Genomic DNA, 18,128 nt, shown 5'->3' with positions numbered 1-18,128 from the left:
CTCCCGGTGTGGGGAGCTGGCCGTCGGGTCGTTGCTCAGTGCGTGCCGTCCGAGTTGTTGGACGGTGCCCCGCCGCCGACCGCCGCCTGCGCGCCGTCGGCCTGGGCCTGTGCCTTGAGCTTGTCCTTCTCCGCGGGGGTGAGCACGGGCGGCTCGGTGGAGGGCTGGCGCTTGCCGAAGCCGTTGTACGGCGCCAGCGGCGGGCGCTTGACCACCCGGGAGCAGATCCGCGCCATGTCGGCCGTGGAGAGGGTCTCCTTCTCCATCAGCTCGAGCACGATGTTGTCCAGGACGTCCCGGTATTCCACCAGGATCTCCCAGGCCTCGTCGTGCGCCAGCTCGACCAACGCCCGCATCTCGCCGTCGATCTCGGCGGCCACCGAGTCCGAGTAGTCCCGCTCGTGGCCCATGTTGCGGCCGAGGAACGGCTCGTCCCCGCTGGTGCCGTACTTGATCGCGCCGAGCTTGGAGCTCATGCCGTACTGGGTGATCATCGCGCGGGCCAGTTGGGTGGCCTTCTCGATGTCGTTGCCGGCACCGGTGGTCGGCTCGTGGAAGACCAGTTCCTCAGCGGCGCGACCGCCCAGCGCGTACGCCAGGGTGTCGATCATTTCGGCGCGGGTCTGGGTGTACTTGTCTTCGGTCGGGAGCACCAGGGTGTGGCCCAGCGAGCGACCACGGGACAGGATCGTCACCTTGTGCACCGGCGCGGCGTGCGGCAGCGCCCAGGCGACCAGCGCGTGGCCACCCTCGTGGTACGCGGTGATCTTCTTTTCCTGGTCGCTCATCACGCGGGTCCGTCGCTGCGGACCTGCGATCACCCGGTCGATCGACTCTTCGAGCGAGTCGTTGCTGATCGCCCGCTGTTCCTTGCGGGCGGTGAGCAGGGCCGACTCGTTGATCACGTTGGCCAGGTCGGCGCCGCTGAAGCCCGGGGTCCGTCGTGCCACCGCGTCGAGGTCGACGTCGGGGGTGAACGGCTTGCCCTTGGCGTGCACCCGCAGGATGGCCTTGCGGCCCTCCATGTCGGGGGCGTCCACCGGGATCTGCCGGTCGAACCGGCCCGGGCGCAGCAGCGCCGGGTCGAGGATGTCCGGCCGGTTGGTGGCGGCGATCAGGATGACCCCGCCCTTGGTGTCGAAGCCGTCCATCTCGACGAGCAGCTGGTTGAGCGTCTGCTCGCGCTCGTCGTGGCCGCCGCCCATGCCGGCGCCACGGTGCCGGCCGACGGCGTCGATCTCGTCGACGAAGACGATCGCCGGGGCGTTCGTCTTGGCCTGCTCGAACAGGTCACGGACCCGGCTGGCGCCGACACCGACGAACATCTCCACGAAGTCGGAGCCGGAGATGGAGTAGAACGGCACCCCGGCCTCGCCGGCGACCGCGCGGGCCAGCAGCGTCTTGCCGGTGCCGGGCGGACCGAAGAGCAGCACGCCCTTCGGAATCTTGGCGCCCAGAGCCTGGTACTTCGCAGGGTTCTGCAGGAAGTCCTTGATCTCGTACAGCTCTTCGACGGCTTCCTCGGCACCCGCGACGTCCGCGAAGGTCGTCTTCGGAGTGTCCTTGGTGATCATCTTCGCCTTGGACTTGCCGAAGTTGAGCACCCGGGAGCCGCCGCCCTGCATCTGCGACATGAAGAACAGCAGCAGGAGGACGAGCAACGCGATCGGCAGCAGGTTGACCAGCAGGCTCACCCAGATGCTGTCCGAGGAGACCTTGGCGTCGGCCGGGCCGGTGACCCGGTTGGCGGCCTTGGCGTCCAGCACCTCGTTCCAGATCTCGTCGCCGGTCTGGTACGGGAACTGGGCCTCGATCTTGTTGGTCTCGGTCTTGCCGAACTTGGTCTTCTGAGCCAGGTCCAGCTGGAGCGTCTGCTCCTTGTCCTGGAAGACCACCTTATTGATCTTGGCGGTGTGCAGCTGGTCGAGCGCAACGGAAGTGTCCACGCGGTGGTAGCTGGGACCACTGGTGAACAGCTGACTGAGCACAACGGCGCCGAGGATGACCAGGATGATCCAGACCACCGGTCGGCGGAAGAAACGCGTACGTTCCATACTGTTGTCGAGCGCCAGAGCGCCCGCATCCTCCTGATCGACGTCCTGACCGTCTGATGGTGTCGCCGCGCTGAGCGGCGGCCGGAGCCGCCGTGCGGGCCGGCCTCGACCCCGAGGCGCGAAAACTGCCGCGCCGCGGTCATTCGACGGTACACCGTGTACGCGAGGAGTGAGCTTGCGAGCCCCGCAGTCGTGCACCACCAAAAGACCGAGTACGCACGGAGCGAGCCTGCGAGCCCCCCGCGCTCGGCGTGCCTTCGACATCGACGACACGCACCGTGGGCAGCTCACCAGCACCGCACCGAACGTACGGCGGGTCCGGGTAGAGACCAGCGTGGCGGGAGTCCGGCTCGGCCACCCGAGCGCCCGGTCACGCGATCGAATGGGTCGAGCGCGGAGTAACCTCCGGGCCACCGTGCTCCACGGTAACCGCAACAACTGAGAGCGCGCTGAACGTCGGCTTGATGGATGCCGATGCGAGTCGGCCTCATGCCGGCGATCGGGGCGGGCCGAGAGGTCGGGCCCGGCGTCAGGAGCGGGCGTAGACCTCGGGCTTGAGCACCCCGACGTACGGCAGCTCCCGGTAGCGCTCACCGAAGTCGAGGCCGTAGCCGACCACGAACTCGGTGGGGATGTCGAAGCCGACGTACTTCACTCCGACCGGCACCTTCACCGCGTCCGGCTTGCGGAACAGGGCGACCACCTCGACGCTCGCCGCCGAGCGCGACTCGAGGTAGCGCAGCAGCCAGGAGAGCGTGAGCCCGGAGTCGACGATGTCCTCGACGACCACCACGTGCCGACCGGCGATGTCCCGGTCCAGGTCCTTGAGGATGCGGACCACCCCGGAGGAGGTGGTGCCCTGGCCGTAGGACGAGATGGCCATGAAGTCGAGCTCCGCCGGCGGGCCGTTACGGCCCAGCGCCCGGGCGAAGTCCGCCATGAACATCACCGCACCCTTGAGCACGCACACCAGCAGAAGTCCGTCGCTCACGTGGGCGTAGTCGGCGGAGATTTGCTTGGCAAGCTCCGCTGTCTTCTCGCGGATCTGCGCCTCAGAGATGATCACGTGGTCGATGTCGGCGTCGTACCAGGAGCCGTCAGCCATGACTCCTAGCCTGCCGTACGTCGGATGGCCTCCGTCGGCGGGGCCGCACCTTTTGGCGCGGTCCCGCCAAAGATTTTCTCCGCAAATTGCGCTAAAAGCATCAGTTGGTACGTGACTGCCAGCGGCGGCCACCGTCGCTGGGCTTCCAGTCGGCCGAATCGTGGCTGTCGACGGTGAGCCCAGCCGCCGAGGCGGCGACGAGCAGGACGAGGAACAGGAGGAAGAGCAGGAACTCCATGGCGGCGCTCACTTTCGCATGATTGCTGATGGTTTCGCCGCCGGTGCGCACCGGACTGAGACCAGTCTGCGACCTCGCGAAGCGGCCGGACAGTGGCAGGAATGCCATCGGTCATCGATTTACTGCCACCTGTGGGGTTACCCTCGTCACATGCTGCGGTCCGTTGCCGTCCTCGCCCTCGACCAGGTCGCTCCCTTCGAGCTCGGCGTGCTGGCCGAGGTGTTCGGCACCGACCGGACAGCCGACGGTTTCCCCGCCTACCGCTTCCAGGTGTGCAGCCCGGACGGCGCTCCCGTGCGTACCTCGTCCGGCTTCCACCTCACGCCACACGCCGGCCTCGGCCCGGTCGACGAGGCCGACCTGGTGGCCATCCCCGCGCACAGCCAGGGCACCACCGTCCCCGGCCCGGTGCTCGACGCGCTCCGCCGGGCCGACGCCCGCGGCGCGCACCTGTTCAGCGTCTGCTCCGGAGCCTTCCTACTCGGCGAGGCCGGGCTGCTCGACGACCGCGAGTGCACGACCCACTGGCGGTACGTGGACGAGCTGCAACGCCGGCACCCGCGCGCTCGGGTGCGGTGCAACTCGCTCTACGTCCAGGACGGTCGGTTGCTCACCAGCGCCGGCACGGCGGCCGGCATCGACGCGTGCCTGCACCTGATCCGCCAGGAGCACGGCTCGGCCACCGCGACCCGGCTGGCCCGGCGGATGGTGGTCCCGCCGCACCGCGACGGCGGCCAGTCCCAGTACGTCGAGGCGCCCATCCCGAAGGCGCCCGAGGCACCCACCCTCGAACCGGTGCTGGAGTGGTTGATGGGTCACCTGGACCGGACGATCACCGTGGAGGAGTTGGCCGCCCGCGCCGGCATGGCGCCCCGCACGTTCGCCCGCCGGTTCCGCGCCGAGACCGGCACCACCCCGCACGACTGGCTCACCAACCAGCGGGTGCTGCTCGCCCGACGGCTGTTGGAGGAGACCCCGTTGAGCGTGGAGGCGGTCGCCGACCAGGCCGGCTTCAGCGACGCGGCGGCGCTGCGGCACCACTTCAGCCGCCGGGTCGGTGCCACCCCACACAGCTACCGGACCACCTTCCGGGACCGCGCGCACAGCGTCTAGATCAAGTGGGGTCCACCGGCGCCAACCGGTCGGCGCGCCGGAGCACCCGCAGACCACCCGGCAGGTCGGCCGGGCCCTGGCCACGCCAATGAATGACCAGGGCGTCCAGCGCGGCGACGTGCCGGTACGACAGGGCAGCCGGCACCGCACCCAGCTCACGTGCCCAGGCGTGCAGCACCCGGCCGCGTACCGCGGGGGCCAGGGCGGCCAACTCCGGCACCGAGAGCCCACCGGCGGGGTGCCGGGCCGCCGCCAGCGCCGCCGCCGCCAGCTCGTCGAGCGCGGCGTTGTCGGCGGCCACCAGCCGGGCGGTACGCGCGAGGTTGTCCACCACGCCCGGCCCGAGCGCCCGCACCAGCGCCGGCAGCAGGTCGGCCCGCACCCGGGAGCGGGCGTACGACGGGTCGGTGTTGTGCGGGTCCTGCCACGGGCTCAGCCCGTGCACGGCACACGCGGCGCGGGTCTGCTCCCGACCGATCTCCAGCAGCGGGCGCAGCAGCGGCACGCCGCCCAGGTCCCGCCGGGCGGGCATCCCGGCCAGCCCTCGTGGGCCAGCGCCCCGGGCCAGCGCGAGCAGCACCGTCTCCGCCTGGTCGTCCCGGGTGTGCCCGGTGAGCACCGCGACCGCGTTCTGCTGCCGGGCCACCTCGGTCAACGCCTGGTAGCGGGCGTCGCGGGCAGCCGCCTCCGGCCCGCCGGGGCGCCCGGCCACCTCCACCCGGACCACCGTCGCCGACGCGAACCCGACCTCCCGCCCCCAACTGGCGACCGCCTCGGCGCGCTCCGCGGAGCCGTCCTGCAAGCCATGGTCGACGGTGACGAGCGCCGCGCTGTGGCCCAACCGAGGTGCCACGAAGACGGCGGCCGCCGCGAGAGCGAGCGAGTCGGCACCCCCGGAGCAGGCGACCAGGACCGGGCCGTCGGACGGCAGACCGGTCAGGACGCGGCGGACCGCCACCCGGATCGCGGCCACCGGCGGGGCGAGAACGGCCACCGGCGGGTGATCAGCCAGCGGCCGGGAAGGTGCCGGCGGGGCCGTGCACCCGGGCGACCCAGGCGTCCGGGTCGCCCAACTCCGACAGTCGGGGCAGGGTCAGCGGCGAGTTGAAGATCGAGTTGAAGCCGTCCATGCCGACGCGTTCCACCACACCGTGCACGAACTTGCGCCCCTCGGCGTACTGGCGCATCTTGACGTCCACCCCGAGCAGCCGGCGGATCGCCTTCTCCAGCGGGTTGCCCGCCTCCCGACGTCGATTGAACGACGCCCGGATCCGCTCCACGCTCGGGATCACCTGCGGGCCGACGCCGTCCATGACGAACTCGGCGTGCCCCTCCAGCAGGGTCATCAACGCGGTGAGTCGGTCCAGTACGGCCCGCTGCGCCGGGGTCTGCACGATGTCCAGCACGCTGGTGCGGCTCTCCGGGTCACGGACCGCCTCGGACAGCGTGGCCACCCCGCGCCGCAGCCGCTCGACGAGGTGCTCACTCCCGCTCGACGAGGCGTCGACGAACGCCTGCACCTCGCTGAGGAAGTAGGCACGCATCCACGGCACGGCCGTGAACTGGGTGCGGTGGGTGACCTCGTGCAGACACACCCAGAGCCGGAAGTCCCGTGGGTCGGCGCCGAGCTTGCGCTCCACCTCGACGATGTTCGGTGCGACAAGCAGCAGTTGGCCCGGGTCGGCCGAGAAGACCTCGTACTGGCCGAGCACCCGGCCGGAGAGGTACGCCAGCACCGTCCCGGCCTGCACCCCGGTCAGCCGGGAGCCGATCGCCTCGGTCAGCGCACCCGGCTGCTTGTCGCCGGAGAGCCGACTCACCAGCGGGGTGATCACTTCGCGGAGCCCGGCGATGTTGGTCGCGGCCCAGTCCCGGCGATCGACCACCCGAACCGGCGGATGCGACACCTGCGCCCGCAGCCCCGTGTAGTCGGCCACGTGCCCGGCCGCCTCGTCGGTCAGCCGGCGCAGGTCGCCGACCACGTCGGTGGCTTCGGCGTACGACACGCGGGGGCCCGACTTGCTCAACGCCCCCGCGGTGGCGGCGGCCAGATCCCAGTCCACGAACTGCGCCATGGACCCACCGTACCCGCGCCGCGACACCTCGGCCCGGGCTCGCGCCCTCGATCGACGCCGATGGCGACCGCGTCACCCCGTACCGGCGACGGTCAGCGGCAGCCGCAGCGGGCCAGCGCGGAGCTGATCCGGTCCAGTGCCGGCTGGGCGGTGTCCTTCTCCCCCGGCGCCCGGTCGGTGAGCACCGCGAAGGTCAGCAGCCGGCCGTCGGCGGTGGTGACCAGGCCCGCGATGGCGTGCACGGAGGAGAGCGTGCCGGTCTTGGCCCGGACGCTGCCCGCACCGGCGGCGGTGCCCGCGGCGGTGCGGTAGCGCTCGTTCAGCGTCCCCGACCAACCACCCACCGGCAGGCCGCCGAAGACGCCGGCCAGCTCCGGATGATCCGGGCTGGCGGCCAACCGGATCAGGTCGGTCAGCAGCGACGGGCTGATCCGGTTGCGACGGGACAGGCCGCTGCCGTCGGAGACGGTGATCTCGTCGGCCGGCAGGCCCAACTCGGCCACCTCGGCGTCCATGGCGGCGGCACCCCCGTCGAACGAGGCCGGCTCGTTGCGGGCCAACGCGACCTGACGGGCGAGCGCCTCAGCCACCATGTTGTCGCTCTCGCTGATCATGACGTCGACCAGCCGGATCAGCGGCGGAGACTGCACCACGCCCAGTTCGGTGCCGGGCGCCGGGCTGGCGCCGGCCGGGGCGGTGCCACGCTTCACGGCGTCGGTCGGCACACCGAGCAGCCGCGCGAACGCCTTCCCGGCGGCCAGGTCCGGCTCAGCGAACCGCTGGGCGGACCCGTGCTCGACGCCCGGGTCGGTACGCGCGCCGTCGGTCATCAACGCGGTTATCGCCCCGCCCGACCCGCCGGTCGGGATGTCGTCGTCCCAGCCGGGGCCGTAGACCGGACCGGAGTAGACCGAGCCGTCGACGATCACACTCGTCGGCTTGGTGCCGCCGAGCGCGGTGCGCACCTGGGCGGCCAACTCGTCGAGACGTGCCGCACCCGTGTAGTAGCCCTTCTTGTTGATCGCGAGGGTCGGGTCGCCGCCACCGATGATGACCACCTCGCCAGCTTTCGCGCCGGCCACCACACGGGTGGGAATCCGGTAGCCGGGCCCTCGGGCAGCCAAAACGGTCACCGCGGTCACCAGCTTGGTCACCGAGGCGGGGACGGTGCCGTCGTCCGCCCCCTTGTCGAACAGCGTCTGGCCGGTGATCACGTCGGCGACCGAGACGTTCACCCGGTCGCCCAGTGCGGCGGCGCCGACCAGCGGATCGAGCGCGGCACGAACCCCGTCCGGGGTCGGCAGCGGGGCGTTCTGATCCGGGCCGGCAAGCACATCCGACGGAGCCGGGTCCGGGGTCACACCACCGGCGTTCGACGCGGACCCAGCGTCGTCGCCCAGCCATCCGGCGACCGGGCCGGGACGAGTGATCACGACTCCGACGCTGACGAGCACCAGCAGGAGCACGGCGGCCAGCACCACCGGCAGCCGCTTGCGGCGGGGCGGCGTCGCGGGTGCCGGTGCGGGACCGGCGGACGCCGGCAGCGCGGAGATCGGCGGGCCCAGTGGGGGAACCCCACCGGGACCGGACGGGCCGACCGGGACCTGGGCGCTGCCGCGCGGCGGGCCGCTCATCGGCCGCTCGGCGCCGGTTACCGGGTAGCGACCGAAGTTCGGACTGGGCGATGCCGACCCGGTCGGTGGGTGCCACGGCAACGGCGGCGGTCGCTCGGGCACCCTCTCCGGGGTCGGCGCCGGTGGTTCGGGAGTTCGTGGGAGGTGGGCATCCGGCACCGGAACCCGACCCTTGGCACCGCCGGAGCCGGATCGTCCCGTACCGTGCACAGAGCCCCTGTCCGGGCGGTAGTGTGAATCTTCCCTCCCCACGACCCCCTCCTCCCCCAGCGAAAATCGGCTTGGGTGACACTACTTCGGTCCGAAGACTATGCGGCGGCCGGAGTCGGCGGGTGGGCATTCACCCGTCCGGAGGGCCGCCATTGGTTCCGTTAGCCAGCGTGGGCAGACGAGGGAGCGTGCAGATGGATTTCGACGTGACGGTTGAGATCCCCAAGGGTCACCGGAACAAGTACGAGGTGGACCACGCGACCGGCCGGATCCGGCTGGACCGCACCCTCTTCACGTCCACCCAGTACCCGGCCGACTACGGGTTCATTGAGGGCACGCTGGGCGAGGACGGCGACCCGCTGGACGCGCTCGTGCTCGTCCCCGAACCGACCTTCCCGGGCTGCCTGATCCGCTGCCGCACCATCGGCATGTTCCGGATGACCGACGAGAAGGGCGGGGACGACAAGGTCCTCTGCGTCCCCTACGAGGACCCTCGTCAGGAGCACCTGCGCGACATCCACCACCTGGGCGAGTTCGACCGCCTGGAGATCCAGCACTTCTTCGAGGTGTACAAGGACCTGGAGCCCGGCAAGTCGGTGGAGGGCGCGACCTGGGTCGGCCGCACCGAGGCCGAGGCCGAGATCCACGCCTCCTACCAGCGGGCCCGGGACGCCGAGGCGCGCGGCGAATCCGCCCACTGACGACCGCTGACGCACCGGGCCCGAGGGTCGCTCAACCGAGCAGCCCTCGGGCCCGGTCGTACAGGTCGAGCACCGCGCAGGCGATCGGCACCACGGCGACCACCAGGGCCGTGTCGGTGAGATCCGCGACCCTTCCGAGGTACGGCGAGACCGGCCGGCGGGCGTACCCGGTGCCGCCGGCGACGGCCACCAGGGCCAGCGCCGCCCCGCCGAGGACCAGCGCCAGCCGCCCGGTCTCGTCGACCCGGGCGACAAGCACAGCGCCCAACACCGCGTAGCCGGCCAGCCCGGCGAGCACCGTCGGCACCCGGTGTCGCAGCGCCACGAACAGCCGCGACCGCAGCAGCAGCACCGCCGCGGTGACCGCCACCAGCACCCGACCGGCCGTTGCGCCGGCAACCGCGAGTACGACCGCCGTGGCTGCCGCCAGCACCGCGTGGCCGATCAACATCCCGGTGAGCATCTCCTCGGTGCGGATCACCGCGGCGTGCACCCGGCTCCGGTCCGGCAGATCCCGGGCCCGCTCCGGCTCCCCCTCGGGGGTCGAGGTCGGCAGGGTGATGGGCGGCAGGGGCAGCTTGCCGAGCCGGATGGCCAGCAGCGGGATCACCCCGACGGCGAAGACCAGTGCGCTGAGCAGCACTGCCGCCGTACCGGCAGTGGTCATCACCAGCCCACCGAGGGCGGCCCCGGCGCCGATCAGGCCGACCGTGACACCGGCCACGAAGACCCGCAGCCGGCTGGCCACCCCGAGTAGACCGATCAACGCCACCAGCAGCAGCGCGACCGAGCCGGCCAGCAGCTCGGGGGCACCCACCCAGCGAGCCGGCCCGAACGGCCCGACCGGGTCGCCGGAGCCGACCGCGAGGGCACCGGCCGTGAACGCGTAGGGCAGCGCATAACCGCCGAGCGTTGCCCCGGCGGTGCCGTCGCCGTTGGCGCGGGAGGCCACCGTGCCGGCCACGGTGAGCACCAGCGCCACCCCGACGGCCGCCAGCCAGCCGGCCCGGTGCGTCGGGCCGGCGGCGAACAGCGCGAGGAGCCCGACCGAGAGCGGCACGGCGGCGCCGGCCAGACCGGCTGCCCGGGTGGCGCTGGGCGACCAGGCGCCGCCACGGCGGCGAGCACCGTCGGCGATCGCTTCGATGACGTCGTCGTACTCCAACTCGGGCCAGTGCGCGCGGGCCGGCACGAGGTGCAGCACCTCACCGTCGCGTACGCCCTGCGGCAGCAGCGCCTGTGCCGTCACCAGGAGCGCGCCGTCGGTGCGACGGAGCACCCAACCACCGTGCTGCTCGCCGTCGTCGGCCAGCCCGACGCCGGCGTGCCGGAGCACGTCGGGCAGCAACTCGGCCAGGGGGACCTGCTCCGGCAGGGCGACGTCCACCCGTCGTTGCGGCGCGCTGATGGTGACGCGTGCCAGCCCGGTAGTCATCGACTGGACTCCATATCGAGGGGGATCGGAGGCTGCGCGGACGACAGGACTTTACCTACCATGAGCCAGGCTCGGGTTACCCAGCGCTGTCAGGAGGCCGAGTGTCCACCGTCGTCATCAAGCGCCCACCGCGTCGACCAGCACCGGAGATCCCCGCCGGTGAGCTGCCGGTCGAGGCGCCCCCGGAGATCCCCGTGGTGACCGGCGGACGGTGGCAGCAGATGCTCATGGTGTTGCCGATGCTCGGCGGCACGGTGGCGATGGCGATGATGTTCGGCCGGGGCGGCGGCGCGTACTCGTACGTGGTGGGCGGAATGTTCGGGCTCTCCTCGTTGGCGATGCTCGTGACGTCCTGGGGCAGCGCCTCCGGCACTCCGAAGAAGTCCGAGATGATGGCCGCCCGCAGGGAGTACCTGCGCCACCTGGCCACGCTGCGGCGGCGGGTCCGGCGGACCGCGGGCCAGCAACGGGCTGGGCTCTACTACCGGCACCCGGACCCGGGCCAGCTCTGGTCGACCGTGGACAGCCACCGGGTCTGGGAGCGCCGCCCGGCCGACGGAGATTTCGCGGTGGTGCGGGTCGCCGTCGGGCCGCAGACCCTGGCCACCCCACTCGTCCCACCGGTCACCCGGCCGCTGGAGGAGCTGGAGCCGATGACCGCCGGCGCGCTGCGCCGATTCCTGGACGCGTACTCCGTGGTGCCGGACCTGCCGGTGGCGCTGTCGCTGCGCAGCTTCGCCCGGGTGCATGTCCGGCCCGCCGGCCGCAGCCGGGCGAACACCCCGACCACCGGCGGACCACCCACCGGCGACCCGGCGGTGCAGGCGCTGGTCCGGGCCGTGCTGACCCAGCTGGCGGTCTTCCACGCCCCCGACGAACTGCTCGTCGCGGTCTGCGCCGGGCCGGAGCGCCGCACCTGCTGGGAGTGGGTGAAGTGGCTCCCGCACGCCCACCATCCCAGCCGCACCGACGCGCTCGGCCCGGTACGACTGGTCACCAGCTCCGCCGCCGAGTTGGAGTCGCTGCTGGCCGATGTGCTGGCCAGCCGGTCCCGGTTCAGCCCGGCCGGCCCGGCCACCGACGGCCCACACGTGGTGGTGGTCCTCGACGGCGGCGACCTGACCGGTGCCAGTGACCTGACCGGCGACGGCGGCATCGACGCGGTCACCGTGCTGGACCTGGACACCCCGCCGCCCCGGCTGCTGGACCGGTACGCACTGCTGCTGGAGTTGCACGGCCGGCGGCTGCACTCGCGGTCTTCCGACGGGCACGCCGACGTGGGCACCGCCGACCAGTTGGACCTGGCCGACGCCGAGGCGGTCGCCCGACGGTTGGCGCCGCTGCGGCTCGCCGGCGCGGCCCGCGGTCCGGACTCCCCGCTCCAGGCCGACCTGGGCCTGCCTGAGCTACTCGGTCTCGGCGACCCGGAGAGCTTCACGGCGGAGCAGGGCTGGCTGCCACGCTCGGCGCGTGACCGACTGCGGGTGCCGATCGGGGTGGGCACCGACGGCGGTGCCATCGAGCTGGACCTCAAGGAGTCCGCCCAGGACGGGATGGGCCCGCACGGCCTGCTCATCGGGGCGACCGGCTCCGGCAAGTCCGAGCTGCTCCGCACGCTGGTGCTGGGGCTCGCCGCCACGCACAGCTCCGAGCAACTCAACTTCGTGCTCGTCGACTTCAAGGGTGGCGCCACCTTCACGTCGTTCGACCGACTGCCGCACACCGCAGCGGTGATCACCAACCTGGCCGACGCGTTGCCCCTGGTCGACCGCATGGTGGACGCGATCAACGGGGAGTTGGTCCGCCGCCAGGAGTTGCTGCGACGCGCCGGCAACTTCGCCAGCGTGCGCGACTACGAGCGGGCCCGGGCGGCCGGCAGCCCGCTGGCCCCGCTGCCGTCGTTGCTGCTGATCTGCGACGAATTCTCGGAACTGCTCTCCGCCAAGCCCGACTTCATCGACCTGTTCGTGCAGATCGGCCGGCTGGGCCGGTCGCTCGGCGTGCACCTGCTGCTCGCCAGCCAACGACTGGAGGAGGGCCGGCTGCGCGGGTTGGACACCCACCTCTCGTACCGGATCGGGTTGCGCACCTTCTCGGCCCTGGAGTCCCGGACGGTGCTCGGGGTGGCGGACGCGCACGAGCTGCCGCGCTCGCCAGGCCACGGCTACCTGCGCGCCGGCACCGACCCGCTGGCCCGGTTCAAGGCCGCGTACGTCTCCGGTGCGGTCCGCCGTCGGGCCACGCCGGGTGGCGGCACCGCCGCGGGGGGCGCCCGGCTGCTCACGTTCACCACCCACGTCGTGCCGGTGCCCGAGCCGGCGACCCCGGTCGTGCCCGTCGTGACCGAGGAGGAGAGCGGTAGGACGCTGCTCGACCTGCTGGTGGACCGGCTCGTCGGGCAGGGCCCACCGGCGCACCAGGTCTGGCTCCCGCCGCTCGGTGCGCCGCCGGCCCTGGACGAGCTGCTCGGCCCGGTCGAGGTGGACCCGCAGCGTGGGCTCACCGTCGGCAACCCAGAGCTGCACGGGGCGCTCGGCGTGCCGTTGGCCGTCGTGGACAAACCGTTGGAGCAGCGCCGGGATCTGCTCTGGCTGGCGCTGGACGGTGCGGCCGGGCACGTCGCGATGGTCGGTGCGCCGCAGAGCGGCAAGTCCACCGTCCTGCGAACGCTGATCTGCGCGCTGGCGCTCACCCACACCCCGGCCGAGGTGCAGGTCTACTGCCTCGACTTCGGTGGCGGCGGGTTGGCCGCGCTGCGCGACCTGCCGCACGTGGGCGGGGTGACCGGCCGCGCCGACCCGACCGCCGTACGACGCACCGTCGGCGAGATGACCACCCTGCTGGCCGATCGGGAACGCCGCTTCGCCGAGTTGGGAGTGGAGTCGATGGCCGCGTACCGGCAGCGCCGCGCGGCAGCGGGGACCCTCAGCCAGCCGGGCGCGGACCCGTTCGGCGACGTCTTCCTGGTGATCGATGGGTGGAGCACCATCCGTGGCGAGTACGACGACCTGGAGCCACTCGTCACCGACCTGGCCACCCGGGGCCTGTCGTACGGGGTGCATGTGGTCGCCAGCGCGCTGCGCTGGCTGGATTTCCGCCCGGCCATCCGGGACCTGTTCGGCTCCCGGCTGGAGCTGCGCCTCGGCGACCCGGCCGACTCGCTGGTGGCCCGGCGGGCGGCTGCGAACGTGCCGGAGCGCCCCGGCCGTGGGGTGACGGCCGAGGGTCTGCACTTCCTCACCGCGCTGCCCCAACTCGGCGCCGCCAGCGGGGACACCGCCGACCTGGTCAAGCGGGCCGCCGACGGGTGGGCGGGCCCGCCGGCGCCCCGGGTCCGGCTGCTCCCGCCGGTGCTGCCGTACGCCGATCTGGACCTCGCCTCGACGACCGGGCTGCGGCTGCCGATCGGGATCGCGGAGGCGGACCTGCGCCCGGTGCTGCTCGACTTCGCCACCGAGCCACATTTCGTCGTCTTCGGGGACTCGGAGTGCGGCAAGTCGTCGTTCCTGCGCGCGCTGGCCACGTCGATCATCACCCGGTTCACTCCCGAAGAGGCCCGGGTGATCCTCGTCGACTATCGACGCAGCCTGCTCGGTGCCATCGAGACGCCACACCTGATCGGGTACGGCACCGCCGCGGCACACACCGCCGACCTGGTCGAGTCGGCCGCCGGCTATCTGGAGCGGCGGGCGCCGGGGCCGGAGGTCACCCCGCAGCAGCTGCGGGACCGGTCCTGGTGGTCCGGGCCGGAGCTGTTCGTGCTGGTGGACGACTACGACCTGGTGGCGGCGGGGCCGGCGAACCCGCTGCGCGCGCTGGAGGAGCACCTGCCGCACGCCCGGGACACCGGGCTGCACCTGGTGCTGGCCCGCCGCTCCGGTGGGGCGGGCCGCGCACAGTACGAGTCGATCGTGCAGCGGCTGCGGGAGCTGTCCACCGCCGGGCTGGTGATGGCGGGCAGCCCCGAGGAGGGCGCGCTCGTCGGGCCGGTGCGGCCGGGACCGCTGCCGCCGGGGCGTGGTCGGCTGGTCACCCGGCGGGAGGGCGTACGCCTCGTGCAGCTGGCACAACTGCCGCCACAATGACCGGACTCGCCGGTTCTTCCCGTGACGGGTGAGGAAACCGGTAATCTCCGATCGTCATGGTTCCGTCGGGATGAATGGCTGGGGATGTGACTGGGGTGCGGTACAGCGGTCCGTCGACGGCCCGTCGAGCGACCAGCCGGGCGTTGCTCGGGGTGGCCGCGGCGCTCGCCGTCGTGGCCCCGACCGCCGCAGCCACGCCCGTCGCCACGCCCACGAATGGTGGACAACTCGCCGGCGCGCCGATGGCGTTCGCTCCCGGTGACGCCATCGCCCGCACCGACCAGGTCCGTGACGAGCAGTGGCAGCTCGACGAGTTGCGGGCCGAGACGGCTTGGCGCAGCTCGACCGGCCGAGGCGTGACCGTCGCGGTGATCGACTCTGGAGTGGATGGCACTCATCCCGACCTGGTCGGCCAGGTGCTGCCGGGTAAGGATCTGGTGGGCCCCGGCGGCGGCGCAGGCCCGGATCCGGTGGGCCACGGCACCACGGTCGCCGGCCTGATCGCCGGGCGCAGCGACGACAAGCGCGGCGTGGTCGGCCTGGCACCGGACGCCCGGATCCTGCCGGTCCGCGTGCTCGACGCGGAGAACCGTTACGACGACGCTCTGATCGTCGCCCAGGGGGTGCGCTGGGCGGTCGACAACGGCGCCCGCGTGATCAACCTGTCGCTGGGCGGCAGCGGCGACAGCCCAGCCCTGGCCGCGGCCCTGGACTACGCGTTCGTCCGGGACGTGGTCGTGGTGGCCTGCACCGGCAACCTGGCCACCTCCAGCAGCAGCAAGGTCTGGTACCCGGCCCGTGAGCCGGGTGTCATCGCGGTCTCCGGTCTCGAACGCAGCAGCGACAACCTGTGGTCCGGGTCGATCACCGGCCGGGCGACGGTGCTCACCGCTCCCGCCAGTGGGCTGGTCGGCGCGAAGCCGCCGGGTGGCTACTGGCGGGTGCAGGGCACCAGCTTCGCCGCGCCACTGGTGGCCGCGACCGCCGCGCTGGTCCGGTCCCGCTACCCGCAGATGCCCGCGGGTGAGGTGGTCAACCGGTTGCTCAGCACCGCCCGGGACCTGGGCCCGACCGGGCGCGACGACCGCTTCGGGTACGGGGTGGTCGACCCGGTGGCCGCGTTGACCGCTCAGGTGCCGCCGGTGACCGCCAACCCGTTGGACGATCAGACGTCGCCGGGTGTGACCGGTTTCGGGCCGGCGCCCGGCTCGGCCGACGACGACCCGGTAGCCGGCGCCGGCAGCGATCCGCTCGGTCTCGCCGCAGCCGGCCAGCACAGCCGGTGGACGGCCCGGGCGGCGGGCGGTCCGGCCACGTCCGCGCCGGGGCAACTGTGGACCACTGTCGTGTTCCTCGTCGCTCTGGTCGCCGGTGCCGTGCTGCTGGTCCGCCGGCTCCGTCAGCGGGCCGGCTGATCACGGCCCACCGCCAGGCCTGACCGAGCAACCGGCCGGGTAGAAACGGACCCATGAGCACGCACCGGCCGCCCACCCTCGCCCCCACCGGCCAGCCCTCCTGGCGGCGCCGCCGATTCGATCCAGACCATTCGCTGGGGCTGCGGCTCACCCTGGCCGCGACGGCGGCGTTCCTGCTGGTGCCGTTCGCGCTGCTCACGCTGCTGGTGCTCGACGCCTGGGCACCTCTGCACCGGCTGGACACGGCGATCACCGACGCGCTGCACAGCTTCGCGCAGGATCACCCGGCCTGGGTCGTGCTGATGCGGGTCTGGACCGAGGTGTTCGCGCCGATGCCGCTGCGCGCCGTCGCCCTGCTCCTGGTGGTCTGGCTGCTGCGCCGGGGAGCCCACCGCCTGGCCCTCTGGGCGGCCACCACCATGATCGTCGGCGGGCTGGTCGGTCCGCTGCTCAAGCTGTTGGTCGGCCGGGACCGGCCGGACCTTCTGGACCCGGTGGCCCGGGCCGCCGGCTACTCGTTCCCCTCCGGGCACGCGCTGAACGCCACCCTGGCCGCCGGGGTGCTGCTACTGGTGCTCCTGCCGTACGCCGGGCGAGGGGTGGCGCGGGCCGCGCTCTGGGTCGCCGCGGTGCTGCTCGCCGTGGTGACCGGGTTGAGCAGAGTGGCGCTCGGCGTGCACTTCACCAGCGACGTGGTGGCCGGCTGGCTGCTCGGTGCGGCGGTGGTCGCGGCGACCACCGCCGCGTTCACCAGTTGGCGGGCGGGAACCGGTCTCCGGCCGGTGCGGCCGACCCGCGACGGCGTCGCTCCCGAGGTCGAGCGGCACCCCGGGACGGCCTGAGCTGAGCGGGCCGCGGCGCGACGCTCAGGTGCACTCGCCGGTGCCGACCTGCCGGTTGCGCTCGGCCCCGGCCAACGCCACGGGGCGGGCCTCGGCCGCGGTCACCGCGAAGCCGGTGTTCGGGTCGTCGGACGCCGCCGCGAAGATCACGCCGAGCACCAGGCCGTTGGCGGAGAGCAACGGACCGCCCGAGTTGCCGCTGCGGACCAGCGCCCGGATCGTGTAGATCTCCCGGGTCACCTCATTGGCGGAGTAGATGTCCGGCCCCTTGATCTGGTCGACGTCCCTGACCCGCGCCGACTGCGCGTTGTAGGGGCCGTCGAGCGGGAAGCCGAGCACGATGGCGTCGGAGCCGCTGCCCGCGTTGCCGGCGGCGAACCGCAGGGACGGGCCGGGCAGCCCGGGCACGAGCAGCACCGCCAGGTCCCGGTTCGGGTCGTAGACCACCACCTTGCCGTCGTACCGCTCGCCGCCCAGCTCCACGGCGACCGAGCGGGTGCCGGCCACGACGTGCGCGTTGGTCATCACCCGGTCGTCGGCGTACACGAAGCCGGACCCCTCGATCCGGCGAGAGCAGCTGGGGGCGGAGCCGAGCACCTTGACCACCGACCGCTGACCACTGACCACCACCTGCGAGCCGGCCAGCGCCGGATCCGGCGGGTCGACCTGGCGGGCCCGGGTGGGCGCGAGGTTACCGAAGACGTCCGGGAACCCGTCGGTGTCGACGGTGTCCTCCAACGCGGTGGACAACTCGTGGGCCTGCTCTGGCAGGACCTGGTTGACCACCGTGATCAACGCGCTGTTGCGGACCGAGGCGGCGAGCCAGGGCACCGAGGACGAGCCGAGCGGCACGGCGACCAGCCAGGCGAGCAGCAGCACCGCGAACAACGAGACGAGTGCCCCACCGACGTCGTCGATCCGTTTGCCCACATCGCTGGTGATCGTCTTGCGGAGGTGCGAGCCGGCCCAGCCGGCGAGCGCCTGCCCGACCACCGCCAGCCCGAAGATCGCCACGAGCGAGATCAGCACGCGGGTGCCGGCGTCCACGAACTGTCTCGCGAACAACGGCCCGAGCTGGAGGCCCAGCAGCAGACCCAGGAAGAAGCCGGTCAGCGACGTGACGCCGATGACGAAACCCTGGCGGTATCCGCTGATCGCGAACACGAGCATGAGCAGCAGCAGGACGAGATCCACGACGGACACGGGTCAAGCGTACGGGCA

General features: G+C 72.6%; 13 protein-coding genes. 5 read left to right on the top strand and 8 right to left on the bottom strand.

Features of this window, described 5'->3' with window-relative positions; genetic code table 11:
* Positions 1-35 precede the first annotated feature (35 nt).
* The 3 genes from ftsH to IF46_RS34490 form a co-directional block, all read right to left on the bottom strand.
* Positions 36-2,054, bottom strand: coding sequence for an ATP-dependent zinc metalloprotease FtsH (gene ftsH, locus IF46_RS0120390; protein ID WP_030489943.1), 2,019 nt, complete (start codon positions 2,052-2,054; stop codon positions 36-38).
* 529 nt (positions 2,055-2,583) lie between these two features.
* Positions 2,584-3,159, bottom strand: a complete 576-nt coding sequence (hpt, locus tag IF46_RS0120385) for a hypoxanthine phosphoribosyltransferase (RefSeq protein WP_030489942.1) — start codon at positions 3,157-3,159, stop codon at positions 2,584-2,586.
* A 100-nt stretch (positions 3,160-3,259) separates the two neighbouring features.
* Positions 3,260-3,409: a hypothetical protein gene (locus tag IF46_RS34490; protein WP_157563243.1), complete on the bottom strand. Its 150-nt coding sequence runs from the start codon at positions 3,407-3,409 to the stop codon at positions 3,260-3,262.
* Positions 3,410-3,547: 138 nt separating this feature from the next.
* Here IF46_RS34490 and IF46_RS0120375 point away from each other — a divergent pair, with 138 nt between their 5' ends.
* On the top strand, positions 3,548-4,510 hold the full coding sequence (locus IF46_RS0120375) for a GlxA family transcriptional regulator (protein ID WP_030489941.1): 963 nt from the start codon (positions 3,548-3,550) through the stop codon (positions 4,508-4,510).
* A gap of 1 nt (position 4,511) precedes the next feature.
* Here IF46_RS0120375 and tilS read toward each other — a convergent pair whose 3' ends face one another.
* The 3 genes from tilS to dacB all read right to left on the bottom strand — a co-directional run bounded on the left by tilS (position 4,512) and on the right by dacB (position 8,219).
* Complete coding sequence (gene tilS / locus IF46_RS0120370) at positions 4,512-5,504, bottom strand: tRNA lysidine(34) synthetase TilS (RefSeq protein WP_030489940.1); 993 nt, start codon at positions 5,502-5,504, stop codon at positions 4,512-4,514.
* A gap of 10 nt (positions 5,505-5,514) precedes the next feature.
* Entirely contained in the window at positions 5,515-6,585 is a 1,071-nt protein-coding gene (locus tag IF46_RS0120365) for a zinc-dependent metalloprotease (RefSeq protein ID WP_030489939.1), read from the bottom strand.
* A gap of 92 nt (positions 6,586-6,677) precedes the next feature.
* Positions 6,678-8,219: a D-alanyl-D-alanine carboxypeptidase/D-alanyl-D-alanine-endopeptidase gene (gene dacB / locus IF46_RS0120360; RefSeq protein WP_198041486.1), complete on the bottom strand. Its 1,542-nt coding sequence runs from the start codon at positions 8,217-8,219 to the stop codon at positions 6,678-6,680.
* 404 nt (positions 8,220-8,623) lie between these two features.
* Between dacB and IF46_RS0120355 the strand changes: the two genes are divergently transcribed.
* Entirely contained in the window at positions 8,624-9,130 is a 507-nt protein-coding gene (locus tag IF46_RS0120355) for an inorganic diphosphatase (RefSeq protein WP_030489937.1), read from the top strand.
* A 31-nt stretch (positions 9,131-9,161) separates the two neighbouring features.
* Here IF46_RS0120355 and eccD read toward each other — a convergent pair whose 3' ends face one another.
* Positions 9,162-10,565: a type VII secretion integral membrane protein EccD gene (eccD, locus tag IF46_RS0120350; protein ID WP_030489936.1), complete on the bottom strand. Its 1,404-nt coding sequence runs from the start codon at positions 10,563-10,565 to the stop codon at positions 9,162-9,164.
* Positions 10,566-10,666: 101 nt separating this feature from the next.
* Here eccD and IF46_RS0120345 point away from each other — a divergent pair, with 101 nt between their 5' ends.
* The 3 genes from IF46_RS0120345 to IF46_RS0120335 all read left to right on the top strand — a co-directional run bounded on the left by IF46_RS0120345 (position 10,667) and on the right by IF46_RS0120335 (position 16,907).
* Positions 10,667-14,650, top strand: a complete 3,984-nt coding sequence (locus tag IF46_RS0120345) for a type VII secretion protein EccC (RefSeq protein WP_030489935.1) — start codon at positions 10,667-10,669, stop codon at positions 14,648-14,650.
* Positions 14,651-14,724: 74 nt separating this feature from the next.
* Positions 14,725-16,065 (top strand): type VII secretion-associated serine protease mycosin, encoded by a 1,341-nt coding sequence (mycP, locus tag IF46_RS0120340; RefSeq protein WP_030489934.1) that lies wholly within the window; start codon positions 14,725-14,727, stop codon positions 16,063-16,065.
* A 53-nt stretch (positions 16,066-16,118) separates the two neighbouring features.
* Positions 16,119-16,907, top strand: coding sequence for a phosphatase PAP2 family protein (locus IF46_RS0120335; protein WP_036392724.1), 789 nt, complete (start codon positions 16,119-16,121; stop codon positions 16,905-16,907).
* A gap of 24 nt (positions 16,908-16,931) precedes the next feature.
* Here IF46_RS0120335 and IF46_RS0120330 read toward each other — a convergent pair whose 3' ends face one another.
* The gene (locus tag IF46_RS0120330; protein ID WP_030489932.1) at positions 16,932-18,110 is read right to left on the bottom strand and encodes a MarP family serine protease; all 1,179 of its coding nucleotides are present in this window, start codon (positions 18,108-18,110) and stop codon (positions 16,932-16,934) included.
* Between the last annotated feature and the right edge of the window lie 18 nt (positions 18,111-18,128).

The sequence above is a fragment of the Micromonospora chokoriensis genome (assembly GCF_000718555.1).
Lineage (GTDB): Bacteria > Actinomycetota > Actinomycetes > Mycobacteriales > Micromonosporaceae > Micromonospora > Micromonospora chokoriensis_B.
This window is presented reverse-complemented; position numbering and strand designations above follow the sequence as displayed.